General features: G+C 41.9%; 20 protein-coding genes and 1 tRNA gene. 11 read left to right on the top strand and 10 right to left on the bottom strand.

Going from position 1 to position 22,823, the window contains the following annotated elements:
* Position 1: 1 nt before the first annotated feature.
* Together ubiE and B4F91_RS05490 are read right to left on the bottom strand one after the other, a co-directional pair.
* On the bottom strand, positions 2 to 757 hold the full coding sequence (gene ubiE / locus B4F91_RS05485) for a bifunctional demethylmenaquinone methyltransferase/2-methoxy-6-polyprenyl-1,4-benzoquinol methylase UbiE (RefSeq protein ID WP_004587478.1): 756 nt from the start codon (positions 755 to 757) through the stop codon (positions 2 to 4).
* 95 nt (positions 758 to 852) lie between these two features.
* A complete protein-coding gene (locus B4F91_RS05490) occupies positions 853 to 1,839 on the bottom strand; it encodes a GGDEF domain-containing protein (RefSeq protein ID WP_286937938.1) in 987 nt (328 codons plus the stop codon).
* 355 nt (positions 1,840 to 2,194) lie between these two features.
* Here B4F91_RS05490 and B4F91_RS05495 point away from each other — a divergent pair, with 355 nt between their 5' ends.
* Both B4F91_RS05495 and B4F91_RS05500 read left to right on the top strand, forming a co-directional pair.
* The gene (locus tag B4F91_RS05495; RefSeq protein ID WP_286937922.1) at positions 2,195 to 3,973 is read left to right on the top strand and encodes a DUF885 domain-containing protein; all 1,779 of its coding nucleotides are present in this window, start codon (positions 2,195 to 2,197) and stop codon (positions 3,971 to 3,973) included.
* A gap of 96 nt (positions 3,974 to 4,069) precedes the next feature.
* Complete coding sequence (locus B4F91_RS05500) at positions 4,070 to 5,551, top strand: FMN-binding glutamate synthase family protein (RefSeq protein ID WP_004587481.1); 1,482 nt, start codon at positions 4,070 to 4,072, stop codon at positions 5,549 to 5,551.
* Between the two features lie 36 nt (positions 5,552 to 5,587).
* On the opposite strand, the gene mtnK is transcribed toward B4F91_RS05500, so the two are convergent.
* Positions 5,588 to 6,805 carry an S-methyl-5-thioribose kinase gene (gene mtnK, locus B4F91_RS05505; RefSeq protein ID WP_286937921.1) on the bottom strand — a complete coding sequence of 406 codons (1,218 nt, stop codon included), beginning with the start codon at positions 6,803 to 6,805 and terminating at the stop codon, positions 5,588 to 5,590.
* Between the two features lie 128 nt (positions 6,806 to 6,933).
* Between mtnK and mtnA the strand changes: the two genes are divergently transcribed.
* Complete coding sequence (gene mtnA, locus B4F91_RS05510) at positions 6,934 to 7,959, top strand: S-methyl-5-thioribose-1-phosphate isomerase (protein WP_054983619.1); 1,026 nt, start codon at positions 6,934 to 6,936, stop codon at positions 7,957 to 7,959.
* A 48-nt stretch (positions 7,960 to 8,007) separates the two neighbouring features.
* Here the strand turns inward: mtnA and B4F91_RS05515 are convergent, their stop codons facing one another.
* From B4F91_RS05515 to B4F91_RS05525, 3 genes are read right to left on the bottom strand one after another with little or no spacing between them, the layout of a single operon-like run.
* Positions 8,008 to 8,550 (bottom strand): 1,2-dihydroxy-3-keto-5-methylthiopentene dioxygenase, encoded by a 543-nt coding sequence (locus tag B4F91_RS05515; protein WP_286937917.1) that lies wholly within the window; start codon positions 8,548 to 8,550, stop codon positions 8,008 to 8,010.
* The gene (gene mtnC / locus B4F91_RS05520; RefSeq protein ID WP_256851603.1) at positions 8,547 to 9,230 is read right to left on the bottom strand and encodes an acireductone synthase; all 684 of its coding nucleotides are present in this window, start codon (positions 9,228 to 9,230) and stop codon (positions 8,547 to 8,549) included. The genes B4F91_RS05515 and mtnC overlap by 4 nt, the downstream gene beginning before the upstream one ends.
* Positions 9,230 to 9,853: a methylthioribulose 1-phosphate dehydratase gene (locus tag B4F91_RS05525; protein WP_004587487.1), complete on the bottom strand. Its 624-nt coding sequence runs from the start codon at positions 9,851 to 9,853 to the stop codon at positions 9,230 to 9,232. The genes mtnC and B4F91_RS05525 overlap by 1 nt, the downstream gene beginning before the upstream one ends.
* Positions 9,854 to 10,065: 212 nt before the next feature.
* Here B4F91_RS05525 and B4F91_RS05530 point away from each other — a divergent pair, with 212 nt between their 5' ends.
* The 3 genes from B4F91_RS05530 (at position 10,066) to B4F91_RS05540 (ending at position 13,456) form a co-directional block, all read left to right on the top strand.
* On the top strand, positions 10,066 to 11,208 hold the full coding sequence (locus B4F91_RS05530) for a methionine aminotransferase (RefSeq protein ID WP_286937913.1): 1,143 nt from the start codon (positions 10,066 to 10,068) through the stop codon (positions 11,206 to 11,208).
* Positions 11,196 to 11,969 (top strand): amidohydrolase, encoded by a 774-nt coding sequence (locus B4F91_RS05535; protein ID WP_004587489.1) that lies wholly within the window; start codon positions 11,196 to 11,198, stop codon positions 11,967 to 11,969. Before B4F91_RS05530 ends, B4F91_RS05535 begins: the two co-directional genes overlap by 13 nt.
* Positions 11,970 to 12,037: 68 nt before the next feature.
* Positions 12,038 to 13,456, top strand: coding sequence for a mannose-1-phosphate guanylyltransferase/mannose-6-phosphate isomerase (locus B4F91_RS05540; RefSeq protein WP_286937910.1), 1,419 nt, complete (start codon positions 12,038 to 12,040; stop codon positions 13,454 to 13,456).
* A gap of 28 nt (positions 13,457 to 13,484) precedes the next feature.
* Here B4F91_RS05540 and B4F91_RS05545 read toward each other — a convergent pair whose 3' ends face one another.
* The 3 genes from B4F91_RS05545 to B4F91_RS05555 form a co-directional block, all read right to left on the bottom strand.
* The gene (locus B4F91_RS05545) at positions 13,485 to 15,641 is read right to left on the bottom strand and encodes an ATP-binding protein (RefSeq protein WP_286937908.1); all 2,157 of its coding nucleotides are present in this window, start codon (positions 15,639 to 15,641) and stop codon (positions 13,485 to 13,487) included.
* Between the two features lie 116 nt (positions 15,642 to 15,757).
* On the bottom strand, positions 15,758 to 16,414 hold the full coding sequence (locus tag B4F91_RS05550; RefSeq protein ID WP_004587492.1) for a helix-turn-helix transcriptional regulator: 657 nt from the start codon (positions 16,412 to 16,414) through the stop codon (positions 15,758 to 15,760).
* A gap of 219 nt (positions 16,415 to 16,633) precedes the next feature.
* A complete protein-coding gene (locus B4F91_RS05555; protein WP_004587493.1) occupies positions 16,634 to 17,005 on the bottom strand; it encodes a histidine triad nucleotide-binding protein in 372 nt (123 codons plus the stop codon).
* Between the two features lie 88 nt (positions 17,006 to 17,093).
* On the opposite strand from B4F91_RS05555, the gene B4F91_RS05560 reads away from it, so the two are divergent.
* On the top strand, positions 17,094 to 17,705 hold the full coding sequence (locus B4F91_RS05560) for a DUF2057 domain-containing protein (protein WP_286937906.1): 612 nt from the start codon (positions 17,094 to 17,096) through the stop codon (positions 17,703 to 17,705).
* A 169-nt stretch (positions 17,706 to 17,874) separates the two neighbouring features.
* Here the strand turns inward: B4F91_RS05560 and B4F91_RS05565 are convergent, their stop codons facing one another.
* Positions 17,875 to 19,719, bottom strand: coding sequence for a M1 family metallopeptidase (locus B4F91_RS05565; RefSeq protein WP_029774313.1), 1,845 nt, complete (start codon positions 19,717 to 19,719; stop codon positions 17,875 to 17,877).
* A 133-nt stretch (positions 19,720 to 19,852) separates the two neighbouring features.
* On the opposite strand from B4F91_RS05565, the gene murB reads away from it, so the two are divergent.
* The 4 genes from murB (at position 19,853) to B4F91_RS05585 (ending at position 22,761) form a co-directional block, all read left to right on the top strand.
* Positions 19,853 to 20,860 (top strand): UDP-N-acetylmuramate dehydrogenase, encoded by a 1,008-nt coding sequence (gene murB / locus B4F91_RS05570; protein WP_286937904.1) that lies wholly within the window; start codon positions 19,853 to 19,855, stop codon positions 20,858 to 20,860.
* Entirely contained in the window at positions 20,860 to 21,852 is a 993-nt protein-coding gene (gene birA, locus B4F91_RS05575; protein ID WP_286937903.1) for a bifunctional biotin--[acetyl-CoA-carboxylase] ligase/biotin operon repressor BirA, read from the top strand. The genes murB and birA overlap by 1 nt, the downstream gene beginning before the upstream one ends.
* The gene (locus B4F91_RS05580; protein ID WP_064385988.1) at positions 21,849 to 22,574 is read left to right on the top strand and encodes a type III pantothenate kinase; all 726 of its coding nucleotides are present in this window, start codon (positions 21,849 to 21,851) and stop codon (positions 22,572 to 22,574) included. The genes birA and B4F91_RS05580 overlap by 4 nt, the downstream gene beginning before the upstream one ends.
* Positions 22,575 to 22,685: 111 nt before the next feature.
* Positions 22,686 to 22,761 (top strand) — tRNA-Thr (locus B4F91_RS05585).
* The last annotated feature ends 62 nt before the right edge of the window (positions 22,762 to 22,823 follow it).

A 22,823-nucleotide genomic window follows, 5' to 3' on the forward strand; every position in this document is an offset into this window, starting at 1 on the left:
CTTAATATTTAAAACCACGGTGCAGTGCAACAATACCACCGGTTAGGTTTTGATACGTTGTTTGTTCAAAGCCTGCTTCTTCCATCATTGCTTTTAAGGTTTCTTGGTCTGGGTGCATACGAATCGACTCAGCTAAGTATTGGTATGACTCGCTATCGTTCGCCACTACTTTACCCATAGTTGGTAATAGATTGAACGAGTAAAAATCGTACGCTTTACTTAAAATTTCATGCTCAGGCTTCGAAAACTCTAATACTAATAAACGTCCACCTGGCTTTAATATACGGTACATAGAGCGAAGAGCTTTGTCTTTATCGGTTACATTACGTAGGCCAAAGGCAATCGTGATCACATCAAAGCTGTTATCTGGAAATGGCAGCATTTCGGCATTCATTTGCACGTAGTCGATATTGCCGACTAAACCCAAGTTGTGCAGCTTTTCGCGGCCCACTTTTAACATTGATGAGTTAATGTCACCTAAAACTACTTGGCCGGTGTCACCGACTAGTTGGCTAAATTTTGCTGTTAGGTCGCCAGTGCCGCCTGCTAAATCAAGGACGTGGTGGCCTTTGCGCACACCTGAGCTGGCTATAGTTTGACGTTTCCATAATCGATGTACACCAAAAGACATTAAATCGTTCATTACATCGTACTTTGCTGCAACCGAGTGAAATACGTCTGCAACCATTGAGGCTTTATCGTTTTCGGCTACGGTTTTATAGCCAAAATGCGTGGTCTTTTGCTCTGTTTCGTTCATGGTTAGTCTCTATCGTGGCAATAAAGACTAGTGTACTTGATTGTATACTGCAGGTGCAATTTGAATATGATTTATCAGGTAATTTAGCGTAAAACCTAGTGGCCAGCTGTAAAGCTACTTTGCCCCAGTGAGCGTGCTTTAAATGCCGCTTGCGAGGCTTTTTTAGCTAACTGGTTAAAGTCATCATTTTTGAGTTGCTGCGCTATGCCTAAAGATAAGTTAATGCCAGGCAGCTTAGTGCCGCTTTTTGAGCTAACAAAACGAAGTTTTTCTACGCCATTACGCACTTTTTCAGCAATAACATTGGCGGTTTCGGGGTCTATATCTGGCAGTAATACGGTAAATTGGTCCTTTGCTGTGCGCCCAGGTAAACCACTTTGAAAGACATATTTTTTTACTTGTTTAGCCACTTTGTTCAAAATAACTTCGCCAATTATATCGCCGTAATTATCTACAAAATGATCTAAATTATCTATTTGAATAGCAATTGCGCAAATTGATTTGTCTTGGTTGCTCCATAGTTGGGTTTGCTGCGTTAAATAATGACGTTTATACAGCCCAGTTTGTGAGTCAATAATGTGCTGCTTACGTAATTGCGCCAGCTGTTTTTGGGTTTTTTCGTGTAACTTTTTAGCTTTATATAGCTCGTGTTTGAAGTGCTTGTGTTGCTCAAGTAACGTGGCTGATTGGGTGTTTAACGTATCGAGTGCTTGGCGGCTTTGCTCTATATTATTCTCATCAAGCGTGTGCATGCACTCACTTACTTGGCCGGCAAAGCTAACAATTTGTTTTTCGGTTGATTGCGCATTGCGCGACAGTGAAGCAATAACCCCATTTACGTTATTAATCATTGCCACTTGCGTGGTATGCCCTTCGTTTAAAAACTCAAAGTAGAGCTGCTCAATCAAAATACTATCAATTTGGGCTTTATTAGTAATGGCCTCATCTATGGCGTTATTTAGCTGAGGATTTACTTTACTAATATAGGTATAGGCAACGTGGTAATTTAACGGAGAGGGAGGCAGCGTATGACGTTCTAAAAACAGGCATACATTCGTCATTTTTTCTTGAGCTACAGCCATGGAATCATGGAACATCATTTTAACTACCAACTAAGTACGCATTAAATTACACATTAAAATAACTCTTCAATGAGGCGGCAATGCATCCAAGCTTTATTATTTTTTTACTACAATAATCGTTAAGCAGGCTATTTAAAAGTAAAAACCAGTATTAGTGAACTTAAATTTTTACTTTTGCTGCCTAATAGCTGATTTTATCATCAAAGAGCACGTATTTAGCTTAATTTAGGCGGGTTCAGCTTATTTTACCCGCTCCAATTAAGCGTGTGTTATTGAGATTAATCGCATTTATCTTGCTATTTACTCAGCCTACGATAGTTTTGTGAAATCTATTGTATGGTTAAGTAAAACTAAAATGAATTATTCCTTACCCCCGCGAATTTGCCGCACACTGCTTGTGCTATCACTTTTTGGCACGCTAAGCGCATGTACATTAACAAGCCCCAACGCAAACACGCAATTTGAACAAGTGGCGCAAAGTATTGTTGATTACCGCAAACGTGTTAATCCCTACACACAACCTGAAGGGGTTGATGGCTATTTATTACCTAATTTATCGGCTGAATTTTTAAAGCAGCAATATGAGGAAAAAACAGCATTATTAAGTCGTTTAGATGCAATTGATAGCGATGAGCTTTCAAGTGAAAACAGTATTAACCTCAGTATTATTCGTGCGCAAGTACAAAACAGTGTTGATGAATACGTATTTAATGCGCACTACATGCCGCTAACTTCTGAGTATGGGTTCCATTCTAGCCTGTCTTATATGATTAATAGTTCGCAGTACAAGCAACCACAACAGTTAGAAACGTATTTAGCCCGCCTTGAACAAGTGCCGCGCTTTTTTGAGCAAAATATACATTGGATGAAAAAGGGGCTCGAAACGGGGCTTACTCAGCCACAAGCGGTATTAGCTGGGTATGAAGACTCAATAAGCGCATACATAGTAGATGATGTAACACAGTCAGACTTTTACTCCCCGTTTAAAACGAACACAGCAGGGCTAAGTGAAAACGACTTTAAAGCGTTGCAGCAAAAAGCTAAACGCATCATAAAAAATGATGTTATTGCCTCTTACAAAGCGTATTTAACATTTTTTACTACGCAATATCAGCAAGGTGCACGCACTACGATTGGTATTTCGCAAACCCCTAATGGCAAGGCGTTTTATAAAAACCGCGCACAGTATTACACCACCACAAATATGAGCATTGATGAAATACATCAGCTGGGGTTATCTGAAGTGGCGCGTATCCGCAGTGAAATGCAGGAAATAATTAAAGAAGTAGGCTTTGAAGGCACGTTTGCCGATTTTATCCACTTTTTACGTACCGATCCGCAATTTTACGCCACCACTCCAGAGCAGCTATTAAAAGAAGCTGCTTATATAGCTAAAAAAATGGACGCGCAGCTGCCTAAGTTATTTCATACACTGCCACGTATGCCCTATGGCGTTGCACCTGTACCTGCAAATATAGCCCCTAAATATACAACCGGTCGCTATGTTGGCTCGAGCCGAAGCGATCAAGCGGGTTATTATTGGGTAAATACATATGCGCTAGATAAGCGCCCATTGTATGTATTAGAGGCGCTGACCTTACACGAAGCCGTACCGGGTCATCATTTACAAATATCGCTTAATGCAGAGCTTGAAAACTTACCAAGCTACCGACGTGATGCCTACCTTTCGGCTTTTGGTGAAGGGTGGGGGCTTTATTCTGAATACTTAGGTATAGAAGCAGGCTTTTACCAAGACCCATACAGCCGATTTGGCCGTTTAACCTATGAAATGTGGCGTGCAGCTCGTTTAGTGGTTGATACAGGTATGCACATGTACGGCTGGAGCCGAGAGCGTGCTATGAACTTTATGAGCGAAAACACGGCGCTTTCATTACACAATGTTAAAACCGAAACCGACCGCTATATTTCGTGGCCGGGGCAAGCTTTGTCGTACAAAATTGGCGAGCTGACTATCAAGCGTTTACGCACAGAGGCCGAGCAAGCGCTTGGGCCACGTTTTGATATTCGTGAGTTTCATCATCAAGTATTGCGTCATGGTTCTGTGCCGTTATCAGTGCTTGAAGAGCAAGTTCGTTTGTATATAAAAGCTGAGCTTGAAAACACGCAAAGCTAATTATCTAAAGGTATAAACCTTGAACAACGAAAGGTGTTGTGTCATTTTGACGCAACACCTTTTTTATTTTTAAAAACAGCCATCAAGGGGCCTTGGATGAGCGATTTTATTATTTTTAGTATTGATGTATTTGCGAGTATTTTTATTGTTGCATTAGGATTAATTGTACTTACCGTTATTGTTTTTTATTTTCGTGATATTACTCAAACAAAGCATGCAATTAGGCGAAATTACCCGGTTATTGGCCGCTTTAGGTACTTTTTTGAACGCCAAGGCGAGTTTTTTAGGCAGTACTTTTTTGCCCTCGATAGAGAAGAAATGCCGTTTAACCGAGCAGAGCGCAGCTGGGTGTATCGTGCTGCAAAAGATGTCGATCGTACCGCTGCATTTGGTTCCACGCAAAGCTTAGAGGTAACAGGTACAGTGATGTTTATGAACTGTGCTTTTCCTACTTTAGATGAAGAGGCGCTGGACCCAAGTAATGTAACTTTAGGCCCTTATTGTAAAACGCCGTACACCACTAACTCATTGTTTAATATATCGGGAATGAGCTTCGGCGCGCTCTCAAAACCGGCTGTCAGAGCGTTATCAAAAGGGGCAAAATTAGCCGGCTGCTGGATGAATACTGGTGAAGGCGGGTTAAGCCCTTATCACTTAGAGGGCGGAGCCGATTTGGTGTTTCAAATTGGTACGGCTAAATATGGTGTGCGTGACGAGCTTGGAAATTTAAGTATTGATAAACTTAAAGAAATTGCGGCGCATAAAAACGTAAAAATGTTTGAGCTTAAATTAAGCCAAGGCGCCAAACCAGGTAAAGGCGGTATGTTACCAGGTAAAAAAGTTAATGCTGAAATTGCTAAAATAAGGGGCATCCCTGAGGGTAAAGATTCAATTAGCCCAAATGGGCACCCAGAGATCAAAAAGCCAAGCGACATATTAGATATGATTGCTACAGTGCGAAACGCCACAGGCAAACCTACCGGCTTTAAAGCCGTTATTGGTGATTACACTTGGCTAGAAACACTATTTGCAGAAATAAACCATCGCGGGCTTGAATCAGCACCGGATTTTATCACTATTGATAGTGCCGATGGCGGTACGGGCGCAGCGCCACAACCCTTATTAGATTCGGTAGGTTTACCGCTGCGCGAAAGCTTACCGCTGGTTGTTAATATGCTTGAAAAACACGGCTTAACAGGGCGGGTTAAAGTCATTGTTTCGGGTAAGTTAATTGTGCCCTCTAAGGTAGCATGGGCGCTTGCTTTGGGTGCTGATTTTGTTGTTTCTGCGCGTGGTCATATGTTTGCGTTAGGCTGTATACAGGCTATGCAATGTAATAAAGACACCTGCCCAACCGGTGTAACTACCCATAACGAGCGGCTACAGCGTGGTTTAAATGTTGCAGATAAAGCCCAGCGAGTTGCCAATTATAATAAATATATTCATTACGGTGCTGGCTTAATTGCCCACTCATGTGGTGTAACGAGTGCGCGGGAATTAAGGCGTAAACACGTGCGTATAGTGCAAGAAAGTGGGCTGTCGGAGCCGCTCGATAAAATTTACGAAAACTACCAATAACGGTATTAGTATAAAAAAGGCGCTTTGGCGCCTTTTTTAATTTAGTTGGCTTATTAATAAGCTAAAAAAGGCATCTTTGTTGTCGCAGCTTTTGGCATTTAAAATAAGTTGCTCACCTAAGCTCAGCGTTTGTTTTTGTACTGCAAGGCGCGTATTTTCATCTTCAATGCTGTCAATATCTACCACATGCGCGAGCCCTATGGTGCGCCTAATTAGTTCTGTTCCACAATAACCTATGGCGTCTTGTAATACGGTTTTCATAAAGTACTGTGGGTAGCCCTCGGTATTAAGGGTGCGATCTGTGCTGTGGTTGGCAATTAAAGTTAACCATTGTTGCTCGAATAAATTATAGCTTTCAACAATGCAGCTAAGTAAATGCGTTTGATAGTTTCGTCGTGCTACAAACTCTTCAATATGCCCTGCTTGTGCGCAGTAATTTAATAGTAAATTGCCAATAAAAGAGCCTATATCAAAGCCAACAGGGCCAAAAAAGCCAAACTCGGGGTCAATCACTTTAGTGGTATTGGTATCTACAAAAATACTGCCGCTGTGCATATCGCCGTGCAGCAATGTTTGCGGGTTAGATAAAAAATTAGCTTTTAATTTCGCAACTTCTAACTTAAGTGCCGTGTTATCGCGCAAAGCGTGTACATGTGTAGTAAGTTGCTCGTCAAAGTGATTGCGTTCGTGATCTGTATACGGATCGCTAAAAAATAAATCTTCTGTAATTTGGCAAAGCTCAGGGTTAGTAAATTGCTGTACGAGGGCCTTTTTATGCTGGGCGGTTAGGTAAAAATCTGAATTATAAAACCCGGTATGGCTTAAATACGTAGCTACGTGCTCGGCTAACTTAGGAAATTGCTCCGCGTTATTCTGCGCAGTGCGCAATATTTTTAAGTGACCTAAATCTTCTAAAATAGTAAGTGCGTAAGCTTGGTTATAGTGCAGTACTTTAGCGGTGTTTTGTGGGCAAATAGCCCCATGGTTAAGTAACACTTGCGCCTCTATACGGGCTCTATCAAGCGTGAGCGGCCATGATTCACCTACACAACGAGCATAAGGCAGTGCCTGCTTTAAAATAATGCTGTTATGGTGCTCATCGCTAATTCTAAATACTAAATTAAGGTTACCGTCACCAAATTCGTACGCAGTTAAGTGCGCGCCAGCATTAAAAAAATCATACTGCTTAGAGTCAATTAGCGAATTTACATATTCAATTGCGCGCTGCGCATCAAACGCGACATAGTTAGCCATAGTGAGTTCTCAAATAACCTTTTTGGGCATTCTATACCTTTAAATGTTTAGATGTCTATAAGTCTAACTTGAGAGTTATTCAAACTGATGTAAAATACCCTTACGCATTTTATTTAAGCAGCCTCACCATGCAAAACCTTATCGCAAGCAGTTTAAAATATGAAAACGGCACATTAAGTGTGCTTGACCAGTATTTACTTCCTCATCAGCAGGTATGGCACGAATGCCATAGTGTTGAGACGATGAAGGAGCTGATCATCAGTTTAAAAATTCGTGGCGCACCATTAATAGGCTTAGGTGCGAGTTTGCTGGTTGCTCATTTAGCGCAGCAGGGGGGAACTCAAGCGGCGCTTGCAAAAGCAATTGATGAGCTTGAAGCCACAAGGCCAACCGCTGTTAATTTAATGCATTGCATGGCTACATTAAGAGAGGCCCTTAAAAGCGATGACTTTGTAGCAGCTGTGGTGTGCAGCGCAGAGCGCCTTTTTATTGAAGACATTGCCCTATGTGAGCGCATGGCAACGCGCGGAGCTGAGCTTATAAACAGCGGCGACAATATTTTAACCCATTGTAATACCGGCGCATTAGCGACTGCTGGTATTGGTACAGCATTAGGCGTTATTTACAAAGCGCAGCAACAACACGGCAATATACATGTGTGGGTTGATGAAACGCGGCCCTTGTTGCAAGGCGGGCGTTTAACCGCGTTCGAACTTGAGCGCTGGCAAGTACCGTATACGCTTATTTGCGATAATATGGCAGCAAGCTTAATGGCCGCAGGCAAGGTAGATAAAATAGTGGTAGGCGCCGATCGTATTGCTGCTAATGGCGACTTTGCTAATAAAGTGGGAACTTATAATTTAGCTGTATTGGCCCATTTTCATGATATTCCTTTTTATGTTGTCGCGCCTTTAACTACGCTTGATACACAAACAGCTTGCGGTAGCGATATAGCAATAGAGCAGCGAAATAGCGCAGAGGTACGCGGCGTAAGTGGCAGTTTTGGTGAGGCGCTGTGGGCACCCACGAATGCCAATGTGTATAATCCCGCATTTGATGTAACACCTGCAAAACTAATAACAGCTTGGGTGTTAGATACCGGTGTTTACAATAAAAGTGATGTAGAGAGTGGGGCGTTAACAGCGCTTAAGTAGTTTTTAAACAGCGCTCCACTTATCCCTTTGTGGAGCGTATTACTTTTGCTATGCGAGCAACGGAAACTGCTTCGCTATTTCAGACTCGGTGCTTTTTGCAACCCAGCCCTCGGTATTATTAAATAATCGAATGGCGGTAAACTCTGGGTCGCTCCCCATATCAAACCAATGTGGGGTAAGGGTTGGGACCGAAATTAAGTCACCTTGCTGGCATAATACTTGGTAAATTTTGGCATCAATATGTAGGCAAAATAACCCTTGGCCTTTTACAAAAAAACGAACTTCGTCTTCACTATGAGTGTGCTCAAATAAAAACTTTTCTCGTATTTGTGCCGCTGCAGGATTACCTTTTGCAAGTGAAATAACATCCACCGTTTGGTAGCCATTTTGCGCTTTTAAGCGTGCTATATCATTTTTATACGCTGCGATAATTTGCTCATTTGTGGTGTGCTCATTAATGGGTGCGGTTGCTTGCCATTGTTCAAAACGTACATTTACCTTTGCTAATTGCTGAGTAATTTCGCTTAAATCGCGGGTATTTACCAGCGCATTACTTGGATTGTTGTTAGCATAAATTGTTAATTGGCTCATGCAAATTGCTCCAATTTAACTGTGCTAAAGTCATGTACGTATGGGTGCGCGCTATGTGCTTGGCCATCACGTATTAAGTGCAAGGTTTTAAGCCCTGCGGCTTTGGCTGCATCAAGCTCACCTGCCACATCACTTAAAAACAAGATTTCGTTTGCACTAAAAGGGAGCTGATTAACTATAGTGTTATAGGCGGCTTGCTCTTGCTTTGCGCCGACTTTGGTATCAAAAAAATCGTTAAACAGGGGGCGAATATCGCCATAGTCACTGTATTTAAAGAGTAACTGCTGCGCCCTCACTGAGCCTGATGAATACACATAGAGTGCGGTGCCTTGAGCATGCTGAGCTTGTAAAAACTCAAACGCATCTGCGTATAGGTGGCCTTTAAAATCACCGTGCTCGTAGCCCGTTTGCCAAATTAGCCCTTGTATTTGCTTTAAAGGGGTAATTTTTTTATCTTCTTCAATCCACTTTAGTAACACGCTAATGACATTTTCTATATCGGCATCTGGCTCATTAATAATGGCTTTAACAGCCGCTATTTGCTCAGCGACATGGGGTTTATTTTCGTTTAAGCGCATAAACGTTGCTAGTTGTTTAGCTGCATACGGAAACAGCACCTCTTTTACAAATGAGATACGTGTTATGGTGCCTTCAATATCAGTTAAAATTGCTTTTATCATTATAGCTGTGCCCCAATACCTTCTATTTTTAACCGTTCCAGCTCGCAACTAAATAAAAACTCTAACCCTTCTAAATGGCGAAGTGCTTGCTTGTAATTACGCCCTACTACATAAACGCCATGCCCACGAATTAACACTGCATGCTCAATGGGTGTATGTAAGTGGTGATCGCTAAGCAGCAAGCTTAAGCGGTCTATGTCTTGGTCGTTTTCAAAAATAGGAATACTGAGCGTATCTAAATGCGAAGTTACCCCACTGAGTGACTTTTGCATTTCGTAGCCGCTTAAATTTAATGCATGGCTTTTAATTACACGCGATAGTACGGTGGCTGCTACTGAGTGAGTATGCAGTACCACGTTTGCGTGCGGAATAAGCTTATACATGCCTAGGTGCAGTTGCGTTTCGGCCGATGGGTTGCCAGCACCTTTAGTGCGATTACCTTGATGATCAAGCTCAATGAATGTGTGTGTACCGAGTTGACCTTTATCAAAGCCGCTAGCGGTAACCACATACCCTGTTGCGGTGCGCGCCGAAAAATTTCCGCCGGTGGCGGGAACCCAGCCTTTTTGACTGATCCATTTTCCGGCTTCAATAAGTTGCGAAATAGCGGTATTGTTGTGCATACATTCCTCACCAATGAGTGTAATACCAATGCGTAATAATACTTAATGCGTTTGAGGCGCTAAACCAAACGCGAGCTGCGTTTTTGCTACCTCAAAATAGCTCAGTTAATTAAGCAAATTGATATAAAGCTATTTAATTTTAGACGGCTATACTTCTGTTTTAAGCAATGATAGCATCGCTTTAAGCGCAAAACCATCATTAAGGGCCTGTCGTGTTTGAAAGTAAATTACCAAATTTAAGTGTTAGTATATTTAGCCAAATGAGTGGCTTGGCAAGTCAGCATTCGGCAATAAATTTATCGCAGGGTTTTCCTGAGTTTGATGCGCCAGAACTACTGAAAAACCAGCTAAATTTTTATGTTCAGCAAGGGGTTAATCAATATTCGCCATCCAGTGGTGTGCCCCGTTTACAGCAACAAATAGCAAATTTAGTTTCGCGTAAATACGCGGCTAATATTGATGCAGCTGAGCAAGTTACGGTAACGTCGGGCGCCACCGAAGCATTATTTGTGGCTATTCAAACTATAGTACGCCCCGATGATGAAGTCATTGTGTTTGACCCCGCTTATGACTCTTACCAGCCTGCCATTGAGCTTGCTGGCGGTAAAACAGTTCATATTGCATTGCATGCCCCCGATTATGCTATTGATTGGCAAGCTGTTCGCAGTGCAGTGAGCAAAAACACGCGCGCTATAATTATTAATACGCCACACAATCCAAGCGGAAAAATACTTAAAAGCCATGATATAAACGCGCTTAAATCGTTAGTGAACGATCACGATTTATATGTAATAAGTGATGAAGTTTACGAACACATTACCTTTGATGGCGATAAGCACTTAAGCATGCTTTGTGATGAGCAGCTACGTGAAAAAAGCTTTGTTATATCAAGCTTTGGCAAAACGTTTCACAGTACCGGCTGGAAAATGGGGTACTGTATTGCGCCTGCACCACTTGCTACTGAATTTAGAAAAATACACCAGTATGTTACTTTTTCAAGTTTTACACCTGCACAACACGCATTGGCCGACATGCTTGAACAACAAGGCGAGCATGTAGATGAGCTGAGTAATTTTTATCAGCAAAAGCGCGACTTACTGGCACAGCACTTAAGTGACAGCCGTTTTAATATTTTACCAAGCCAAGGTACGTACTTTTTATTGCTCGATTACAGTGAGGTGTCTGATCTTAATGATGTGGATTTTTGCCACTGGTTAGTAGAGCAAGCCGGGGTTGCTGCTATTCCTTTAAGTGTGTTTTATAAGCAACCTTCAAATGATAAAGTGATTCGACTGTGTTTTGCTAAAAACGATGAAACCTTAATAGAGGCCGCGCAAATATTATGTCAACTTTAACGCTTACACTCGTTCAAAGTGCGCTGCATTGGCTTGATAAAGACGCCAATTTAGCCATGTTTGATAAAAAATTAGCAGCGATGAGCGCTCAACCTGATTTAATTTTACTACCCGAAACCTTCGCCACAGGCTTTGCTATTAATCTTGATTGCGCAGAGCCCGAAAATGGCAAAGTGTTGAGCTGGCTTAAAACCCAAGCACATAAACATAAAGCCGTTATTGCAGGTTCGGTCTTGGTTGCTCAAGGCGATAAAAAAGCGAATCGCTTTTATTGGGTGACGCCAAGTGGCGAGGTAAATTATTACGATAAACGTCATTTATTTCGCTTAGGCAGTGAGGGCGATTACGTTGTCGCAGGACAAGCGCGTAAAACGTTTGAAATTAACGGTTTTAAGTTACTGCCGCAAGTATGTTACGACTTGCGCTTTCCGGTTTTTCAGCGCAACAATAATGATTACGATGTAATGATAAACGTTGCAAACTGGCCTGCGGTTCGTCGCCATATTTGGGATACGCTATTAATGGCGCGCGCTATGGAAAACCTATGTTATGTAGTAGCCGTTAACCGTGTTGGCGACGATGGCAATGGTGTTGCGCACAATGGCGGCACGGCCGTGTACGACTTTAAAGGCGATACAATCGCCAAAGCAAAAGACAATACACAAGAGTTACTTACCGTAACACTTGAAAAAGCACCGCTCGATGATTTTAAAGACTCGTTTCCTGCTTATTTAGATGCCGACGCGTTTACCTTGGTATAAATCGCTAAGCATTAGCGCCTAGCCAATAAAGTGCTAAAATAGCCGCTGATATGTTTATTGGCGGCTTTATGAATACAACCCTTATAACACCGGTAATTTTAGCGGGTGGCATTGGCACACGGTTATGGCCGCTGTCTCGCCAAGCTATGCCTAAGCAATTTTTACCTCTGCTTGATAACAAACACTCACTATTACAAAGTACGTTAGCGCGTGTATCGGGCAAGGGGTTTGCAAAGCCAATACTTGTTTGTAACGAACAGCACCGTTTTATTGCTGCTGAGCAAAGTGCGCAGGCTACTCCTCATGCACTTTTGTTAGAGCCCCAGGGTAAAAATACCGCGCCGGCCATTGCGCTGGCAGCACACTACGCTTTACAGCAAGGCATAACAGGGCCAATACTGGTGATGCCTGCCGATCATCATATATCCAACTTTACTGAGCTTACACTTAAACTAAACGATGCAATTGAATTAGCCCAGCAAGGTATGTTGGTCACGTTTTCAATTACACCAACACAGCCCCACACTGGGTTAGGCTACATTAAACAAGGTAGTAAAATAGCGGGCTCAAATTGCTATAAAGTGGCTGAATTTAAAGAGAAGCCAAGCTTGGCTACCGCTGAGCATTATTTAACTCAAGGCGGTTATAGCTGGAATAGCGGCATGTTTTTATTTACACCACAAGCCTATTTAAATGAGCTAGACCGCTTTGCCCCAAAAATTGCACACAGTGTAAGCGCGGCGGCTAATTTCTCTGACGATTTAGGGTTTACAAGGCCGGTAAGTGAGCCACTTAAAAACTGCCCAAGTGACTCTATCGATTACGCCATTTTAGAGCGTAGTAATAATGTAGCAGTGCTGCCTGTTGCTCTTAATTGGAGTGATGTAGGCAGCTTTAGTGCTTTGGCTAGCCTTATTAAAAAAGATGCACATGGCAATAATGAAAACGACAGCCATACCGCGCAAAATAGTACGAATAATTTTGTTATAAGCGAAGACGATCACAGCGTTGCTACCCTTGGGGTTAGCGACTTAGCTATTATTCATACCCACGATGCCACCCTCGTTGCCAATAAAAACAAGCTCGATGGTCTGCCTTTATTGCTCAAGCAATTAGCGGTTAGCCAAAGCGATAAACTCAATCACCATCAGGTTGTGTATCGGCCATGGGGCAATTACCGCACTTTGGTTGAAGGTGATGGTTTTAAAGTTAAAAAAATAACCGTAAACAGCGGCGCTAAACTTTCAACGCAGCGCCATCAGCATCGTGCAGAGCATTGGGTGGTGGTATCGGGGATTGCCGATGTACGTATTGATAAGCAAGCATTAACACTTAGCCACGACCAATCTTGCTACATTGCAGCAAAACAAATACACAGCTTAGCGAACAATCAAAAAGAGCCGCTAATTGTCATTGAAGTACAAACTGGCGCCGTACTAGATGAAAGTGACATAGAGCGTTTTGATGATAAGTATGGAAGAGAGTAAACAGCTTAATCTGTAATAGAAAAGCCCATTAACTTAACTGCCCGCGCACGTACTTTAAGTATTGTTCTAGGCTGCGCTGCCATAGCTCTAACGCCTCATCTAGCAGGTTATTATGGGGTTTGTTATCAAGCAGGCGGCGCTCTATTTTTTTAAGCTCAATACCGTAACGGTTAAAGCCTAATTGCAGCGCGGTGCTTGCTTGGCGGTGCAATAATTTAATGCACTGCTCTGGTTGCTGGTCAATAAGTTCTTGGCATCGGGTTAGTTTAGTCCGTGCTGAGAGTACAAATTCATTGTAAATCGACGACACTTCATCCTCACTAAATGAGCTGGTTAGCGTTTCTGCTGCGGTTTCGTCGTATAAGGTGTCTACTAGCTCTACAGCTATATTTGCAGTTTGATTGGATTGTGAATCACTCAGTGCTTGGCGAAGCTTTTGCTGCTTAATTGGTTTGCCTACTATGTCTTTTATTCCCAGAGCTAAGTATTCTTTTACCTCATCAGGGCTTAAGCTTGCTGTAAAAGCCAGTACGGGCGTGCGCTGGTTTTTATGCTCCAAACGCTGCAGTCGTTTTAATACTTCTTGGCCGGTAAAGTCTGGCAGGTTCATATCCAGTAAAATAACGTCAAAGTGATGCGTTTGCAGCAGTTCAATAGCGCTTTTACCATCTTTGGCGAGCTTTATTTTATGCTCATCTTCGGCCATAAATTCAATGGCAATTTTTTGATTTAAATCTAAATCTTCTACTAGCAGTACTTCAAGGCCGGTTAAGTAGTCTTTGTTTTGATGTCGCTGCTCTACCAAACTAAGTTCCCCTAGCGTAAAGGTGGTAGTAAAGCTAAATACGCTACCAGTGCCTAGTTGACTGGTTATTTCTAAACGGCTGCCTAGCTTTTCTAGTAAGCGGCTGGTGATGGCAAGCCCAAGGCCGGTGCCGCCTTTTTCTTTGCCGGCGCTACTTTGTACATAGGGTTCGGTTAAGTAGGCTATTTCGTCTTTTTCGATACCAGGGCCTGAGTCTTTAACGCTAATTTTTATGGTGTGCTCAAGCTGCCTGTCGCTTATTAAATCAACCTGAATTTTTACTATACCGTGGTCGGTAAACTTAATGGCGTTACCAACAAGGTTAATAATAATTTGCCTTAACTTTTGCTGATCGCAGTAGTAACAGGCTTGTTCAGGGATATTACATACCAGTTCAAACTTAAGCTGCTTTTGCTCCGCCAATGGGCTGAGTAATAAACACAAATTGTTTAACCAGGTTTTAAATTCAATGTCTTCTTCGTAAAGTGCTTCATCACTTTGATCTAGGCTTGCGTAGTCGAGCACTTTATCAACCAGTAAATTTAACGACTCGGCCGAATTAATAATGGCCTCACAATAGGCTTTATTGCGGCTGTCGGTGCTTTGGTTCATAACTAATTGGGCGCTGCCTAATATGCCATTAAGGGGGGTGCGAATTTCATGGCTAATAGTTGATAAAAACAGGCCTCTAATTTCTAAATCTTTTTGGGCTTTGTCGGCCAGCTTGTTAAGGTTTTTTTCTCTGCGTTCATTACACAAAAGCGCCATACCGGCGGCATAAAACATAGGTGCAATAACGCCATTTAAAAACAGTAAGCTGCTAAACCATGGGCTTTGCAATAGCAGGGGTTGTTCAATATTAACCATAAATAGTGAGCGGCTAATAAAGCTCAGGCCAACTAAAGTTAATATTAAAATGTAAACAATGGTGCCATTTGGGTAGGGTTTTCGGGCATATTTAATAAATAAAAACAGCAAAAAAGCGGCTTCTGCAATGTGCTGTACATCCGAGACGTAAATTCGCTCGCGTAAAGAAGGGTCAATAAAAGAATAATACCCCAGCATTACTGCGCTAAACGCGGTAAAGGAGCACAGTAGCTTAAAGCCAATACCCCGATAATCTAAAAATTGGCATATAGCCAAGCTGTGCACAATTGATGCGCCAAACATCATACTGCTGGCAATACTAATCACAATAAGGTTGTGCGTTTTACCAATAAGCGTAAAGCCAATTACTGCGCCTAGTAATAAAACTGGGTAAAAAATATAAAGCAGCGTACCTGGGGTACTTTTGTTGGTACGCCAAGTTAAAAAGTTAAGAAGGGTCATTACAATAATAACGGCAATGCTGGCAAAAAAGAGGGTAAATGAGTCGAGCATAGAGGTTCCAGCAATGGGTACTTTAAATAGAGTAATAAAAAGCGATTAATTTAACAAGCATGCGGCATAAACAAAAACAGGCACCATAAGTGCCTGTTTTTAAATTACGAAATTGATTAACGAATTTCGTCTGGAATGTTTTGTTGAGCCCAAGATAGTAGCTCAATACGGTTACGACATTTAGTTTTTCTAAATGCGCTGTATAAATGTGTTTTAACTGTGTGTGGGCTGATGCTTAAATCTTCAGCAATTTCTTTGTTTTTAGAGCCCTTACTCATTAACGAGATTATTGCTTTTTCTCGTTTAGTGAGTTTAATTGGCTCTATATCGCCTTCGGTCAGCTTGTGTAGTGCGTCTTTATTAAACTGCAGCATGCGGTTTAATGCATTACACATAATGTCACGTCTGTACCAAAGCTGATCTTCTAAAAGTAAGCGAATACCTTTCATTAATACATCAGCGTTATCTGTCGTATAAAACACGCCACGAATACCGCTCAACAGCGCGCGGTTAGCGAGCTCTGGGTTTTCGTCTAGGTTAAATAATACGATATCGCACTTGGTGCGCAGGTTAACTAGCTGTTCTTTTAGTTTACCCCATGCATCGTTACTTGATGTTTCAATGAACAGTAATCGAGTCCCTTCTGGTACATCTAAAATATTTGTACCCGTGGTTACGTCAAGGCCTTGCGTTTTTAACAAAGGTTCTAAAACGTTAATGCCAATGGTGTTAATTGGCTCTTGATCTAATAACAAAAAGGCTGAACTGCTCATGTTTTTATACTCTTTTTATAAAGCTGACTAGTTAAGTTTATCACGACTTCCACACCTTTTGTATTAGAAAGTCGGGTTTCGCCTTGTGAACAAGTACGATTTTACGATTATTTAAACATAAAATGTTGCAAATAAGTAATTATTTTTCACTTTATATACATGATAAACCATAACATTTGTAACTAGCTAAATACTAATAATTCCAGTGAATTTTTATTATTAAATTTTTAATTTTTTAGCTTCTTGATACGGAGGCCAGCCCATTTCTTTGCCTGCAAGCATATGTAAATGTATGTGATACACGGTTTGCCCGCCGTGTTTATTGCAGTTCATTACTACTCTGTAGCCATCGTCACTAAAGTTAAATTGCTTGGCTAATTTAGCAGCAACCTCGTATAAATTTCCAACTAAATGTGAGTTTTCGCTATTAATATCATTGATAGTGGCAATTGCTTTTTTTGGAATAATTAACACATGAAAAGGAGCTTGCGGGTTTATATCTTTAAATGCAAGGGTGGTGTCGTCTTCGTAAATAATGTCGGCAGGAATTTCGCGGTTAATAATTTTTGTAAATATTGTTTCTGTGCTCATAATCGTTTCAGTGTAAGGTTTGAATTTAAAGTCACTAATGACAAATTTTGTTTGCAGTGTCAAACTCAAAACAAATAAAGGAGTTTTTATGCGTAAACCAATGTTAATAATTACAGCTGCGGCACTATTGATGAGTATGTCAGTAAGTGCCGGGAATATTCACTTTCCTGAAGAGTTAGTGCCTTTACAAGTCGGCGAAAGAGTGATTGAAAGCTCTTTATTTAGCCGCGTTGACGACATTGAACTTGCCCCTGGTTCTTATCGATTAAAATTAAAATACACCGATTTATACGAGCTAGGCTTTGACGACCATGAGGTAATAGAGTCTGAACCGTTTTGGGTAGATATTACTATTGACGATAACAAAGACTACGACATGGTGTTTAATCGTGCCGATAACGCGGTATCAGCGAAAATATTTGCTGAGGCACCACAGGTAAGTTTAAAAGCAAAGGGCGCGTCTGTGGCACAGCCGCTTAGTGTTATTTCAAATACACAGCTTGCAAGTCAAAAGCCTGCTTTACAAAATACGGTGCCAGCGGGTCCAACGCGTCCAAGCCAACCTATAAAGCCTATTGCGCCTATTAATGGCAAAGGCATGCCAAGTGCACCGCAAATGCTAGAATTTTGGTGGCAGCAAGCCACGATTGCTGAGCGAAAGGCCTTTTTAGAAAAGGTAACGAACCAAGGCGCTGAATAATAAACTTATCTCAAGCTACTAATGTTAAGCGCTAACTGCGCTGAACTTAGTTACAGTTTTTAGCTTGAGAAAATTACAGTATTAAAAAAGGCCGATAAATCGGCCTTTTTTAATGGTTTTGCTGTTTTACCCTAAAGGTCTAAACACCTTTTGGGTTGGCACAGGTTGCTTATTTATCAAATAAAGCATCAATGGTGCCTTGTGCGAGCGGGTGGTAGCCTGGGCGTGCTTTGATGTATACATCATGTGCCCATTCGCGCTTACCATTTTTAATAAGTGCTTTGTATAACGGCACAATTAATTTACGGCGGCCAATACCTGATAAGTGCTTATCAAGCGCTGGGTAAATAGGTTGGTAACCATTACCTACCGCTAACATAAACCATGCAAACGCGCGCTCTGCATTGGTTGATTGCGTTAAGTTAAATTGCTTATCAAGCTCGCTCATCTTATCTAAGCTTAAATCACGTGGTAGGTTATTTAAAAAGTGTAACCACTCGTGCACTGTCCACTGAGCCGTAGGTAATTGTGCTGCGCTTGTTTCACCTTTTAACCATGCTGCGCTTGCTGTATCTACTTTATCAAACGCATCCGATGTGGGGTTAGGTGCATCACTTGGTAAACCTGGCTCAAAAATCCACTCATTCACTTTATCCATGCTTACAACGCCTGGATATTTTTCAATTAAGTTAGCTTTTAAATAAGTAACAAATTGCGCAGTGGTCAGCGATTTAAATGCAAACTCATTAAAGTAGGTCTTAACAAAGTCATCAAACTTATCACGGCCGTATTTTTCTTCTAGGTAGATTAAAAATAGCTGCCCTTTAGTGTATGGCACTGAGCTAAATGCATCATCTGGATCGCGGCCATTAAGTTTTAAATTAAGGCGCGTATCGGGTGCATCAATCGTTTTAAGTTGAGCACGTAAGCCTGCTGCATCTAAAGCTTGCTCCATTACGGCGCGGTCGCGGCCAAACACTTCTTCCATGATGCGGTTTTCAACGTAAGAGGTAAAACCTTCGTTTAACCATAAATCTTCCCACGTAGCGTTGGTAACTAAGTTACCAGACCAAGAGTGTGCAAGCTCATGGGCAATAAGGTTTACTAAGCTTTTATCGCCAGCAACTACGGTAGGGGTAATAAACGAAAGACGCGGGTTTTCCATACCACCAAACGGAAAGCTAGGCGGTAACATTAATAAATCGTAACGGCCCCATGCATACTCACCATACATTTCGTTGGTTTTGTCGATCATGGCTTGGGTGTCGTTAAACTCGGCAACTGAAGCGTCTAAAATTTCAGGCTCGGCAAATATACCTGTTTGTTTTGACATGGCTTTGAATTCTAAATTACCTGCACCAATCGCAATTAAGTACGGCGAAATAGCTTGTGGCATCTCAAAGTGGTAGTCGCCATCTTTGTATAGTGCGTCTTTGTTATCGGCGCTCATTACGGCACGTATATCTTTTGGTGTATGAATACGGGCAGAGTAAGTAACGCGCATGGCAGGGGTATCTTGTACTGGCAACCAGCTACGAGCGTGAATAGCCTGCGATTGGCTGTACATAAACGGGTGCGTTTTGCTAGCTGTTTGCTCTGGTGTTAACCATTGCAGGCCAGATGCTTCTGGGCGGCTGTTGTAGTAAATACGTACTTTTGGCGCTTGGCTTTTTAAAGTAATTGTTAGTTTTGAGCCTTTAACATCATCGCGATCTGCCAGTGTAAATTTAGCTTTGTGCCAATCGCCCGAGGTGTCTTGGTACATTACTTTATCAATGTCTAAGTCGCGGGTATCAAGTACCAGCTTTTTGCTTGTGTCATTGTTCCACTTTAGGGTGTGCTCAACAAAACCTTCTAATTGCTTGTCGGCAAAATCGACATCTAAATCAAGGTTTAAGTGTGTTGTTACCACATCATCTAGGTTGGCGTATGAGTTTTGATCAATCGCGTTTGCCATTGCTTGCGAGCACATACCGGCCATAGCGAGGCTTAAAAAAAGAGGTTTAATTTTCATAAAATACCCTGAACACTAATAATAAGTGCAGGTTTTATATCATGATTGATACAGCGGGTTGAGTGATTTTTACATTCTTTGCGACAATAAGGTAAACTACTGCGATTAGTTACCAGTACACTCAGAGACCTTTGTGGCGCACTCATTAAAACCTTTACATACCTTTGCACTAAACAATCAATGCCAGCATTTTGTTGAAATAACCTCGGTTGAGCAACTTAAAGCACACCGTTTTAGTGCTCCGTTTTGTTTATTAGGGGAAGGTAGCAACACAATATTTTTAGAAAACTACGCAGGCACCGTAATTAAAATGGCCACTAAGGGCATTACTATTACCGAGCGTGAAAATGACGTATTAGTGAGTGCAGCTGCGGGTGAGAACTGGCATAACCTAGTAAGCTATTTACTTGATAAAAATATTGCAGGGCTTGAAAACCTAGCCCTTATTCCGGGCACCGTTGGGGCGTCGCCGGTACAAAACATTGGTGCTTATGGTGTTGAGCTCGCTCAATTTGTAGAGTCGGTTGAATACATTGATATAGCCACAAAAACCAAAGTGACTTTAACTAACGCACAGTGTGAGTTTGCTTATCGTGACTCTATTTTTAAACATGCTTTAAAAAACAAAGCGGTGATCACTCAAGTTAATTTAGCGCTCCCTAAAAAGTGGCAGCCAGTTTTAAGTTATGGCCCACTCAAAGTATTGCAAAATCCCACCCCTAAAATGGTATTTGAGCAGGTTATTGAAATTCGTAACGCTAAGCTGCCAAACCCATACACTTTAGCCAATGCGGGTAGCTTTTTTAAAAATCCGATTATTAGCAATGCGCGTTTAGAAGCGCTGCTTGTGCGGTTTAATGATTTACCGCATTACCCCTATGGGGAAAGCCATCACAAAGTGGCGGCAGGTTGGCTAATTGACCAAGCGGGCTTGAAGGGCTTTACAGTAGCAGGGATTGAGGTGCATCAGCAGCAGGCGCTGGTATTAGTTAATCATGGTGATAGTAAAGGAAGCGATTTAATCACTATGATCACGCATATACAAAATACGGTGTTTACACGTTACGGCATAATGCTAGAGCACGAAGTAAGGCTTATAAACACAAATAGTGAATGCCATGTTACTACGGAGCACGCGTAATGAAAGCACCAGATGGAAATAAACTAGCAATATTAAACGCACTTAACCAAGGTGGCTTTGTATCGGGCCAAGTCCTTGGCGAGCAACTGGGTATAAGCCGTGCTGCAGTGAGTAAACATATACAAACACTGCAAGACATGGGGCTCGATATATTTAAAGTGACGGGTAAAGGTTACAGTTTAAACAATGCGGTGGGTTTGCTAAACCGAGACGATATAACCAAACATTACCATGCATTAGGTGCTAATACAGCCCAAGTAGAAGTACACCCTATTATAGATTCAACCAACAGCGAGCTAATGCGCCGTATTCAAAATAAAGTCGCACTTGAGTCTGGCACTGTTGTAGTTGCCGAAATGCAGCAAGCCGGGCGCGGAAGGCGAGGGCGGGTATGGCAATCTCCATTTGGGGCTAATTTATATTACAGTTATTTTTGGCGCTTAGATGATGGCCTGCAAGCTGCTATGGGCGTATCAATTGCAGTAGGGCTTGCGGTATACGATGCTATAAAAGCACTTTACGATATAGACATTGAACTTAAATGGCCAAACGACATATATATAAATAAGCAAAAACTAGCCGGAGTATTAGTTGAGCTAGATGGGCAACCGCAAGGCCCTTGTCAGCTAGTTATTGGTATTGGCATTAATCTACAAATGCCGCAAAACACCAGCGAACAGATTGACCAAGCATGGACCGATTTAAGCCAACACACCACCGCGCTTGATAAAAACCAGTTAGTTGCTTCGCTTACCTTTTATTTAGAGCAGCGTTTGGCAGATTACCAGCAAGACGGGCTAAACAGCATGTACGCACAGTGGAACGCCCTAAACGCCTTTGCAGGAGAATGCGTAGAGCTAAATACGGGGCACAGAAGCTGGCGGGGTATTTGTGAGGGTATTGATCAGCACGGCGGAATACGTATTCGCCAAGACGGCGAAGTTAAAAGTTACTATGGCGGCGAAATCTCGTTAAGAAAGGCCGAATTATGAAACTGCTAATAGATGTAGGTAATACGTCATTAAAAGCGGCCTTATGGCGCGAGCAACAAGCAACGCCCGTTTCTATGAGCGACGTGCCGTGGCAAGCAATAACTGAGGTTGTGTATGCTTGTGTAGGTAACAGTGAATTATTAAATGACGCGCTCACATTAGCCGCCAAAAAAAGTATTCCGTGTTTTGAGGCGCATGTTAGTAAAAATCTCAGTGGCTTAAGCTGCGCATATGAACAGGTTAGCAATTTAGGTATTGACCGCTGGCTTGCGCTGGTGGCAGGTTTTACACTTTACCCAAACAGAGCGAGTATTATTGTTGATGCTGGCACTGCAACCACTATTGATGTACTGAGTGGCGAAGGCGAGCACTTAGGAGGCTGGATATTGCCCGGCCTTGATTTAATGACTCGCTCATTAACACAAAATACTCAACGCGTGTTTGATGATGCCAATACCCCCTTTTTAAACGAGCTAGGTAAAAACACACCCAATGGATTAAAAAATGGCGCGCTGGTGGCAACATTAGGCGCTATTGAACAGGCCAAATACCAACTTAAACACGTAACAGGCGAACAAAAACCACAAATTTTGTGCGCCGGTGGTTACGGTTTGCTGTTACAGCAACAAATAAGTGGCAGTATTTTTGATTCTTTATTGGTTATGAAAGGATTAAATTATTGGCATGAGCTAAGTAAAAACGACGAAAAACAGCAAAATTAAGTACTTTTGCATGAATTGTGAGCATTTAAGCTAAAAAATTACATTTTTTTTAATTTTATAGTTGCATCATAATAAACCTTACTCTAATATCTCGCCCCGTACTAAAGCAGTGCCGACTTAGCTCAGCTGGTAGAGCAACTGACTTGTAATCAGTAGGTCAACCGTTCGACTCGGTTAGTCGGCACCACTTTCCTTTTACCGAAAGTGAATTAGTAAAGAATTATCGTGGAGGGGTTCCCGAGCGGCCAA

Origin of the sequence: Pseudoalteromonas sp. UBA6610 (genome assembly GCF_002433295.1) — a bacterium.
GTDB classification, from domain to species: Bacteria; Pseudomonadota; Gammaproteobacteria; order Enterobacterales; family Alteromonadaceae; genus Pseudoalteromonas; species Pseudoalteromonas atlantica.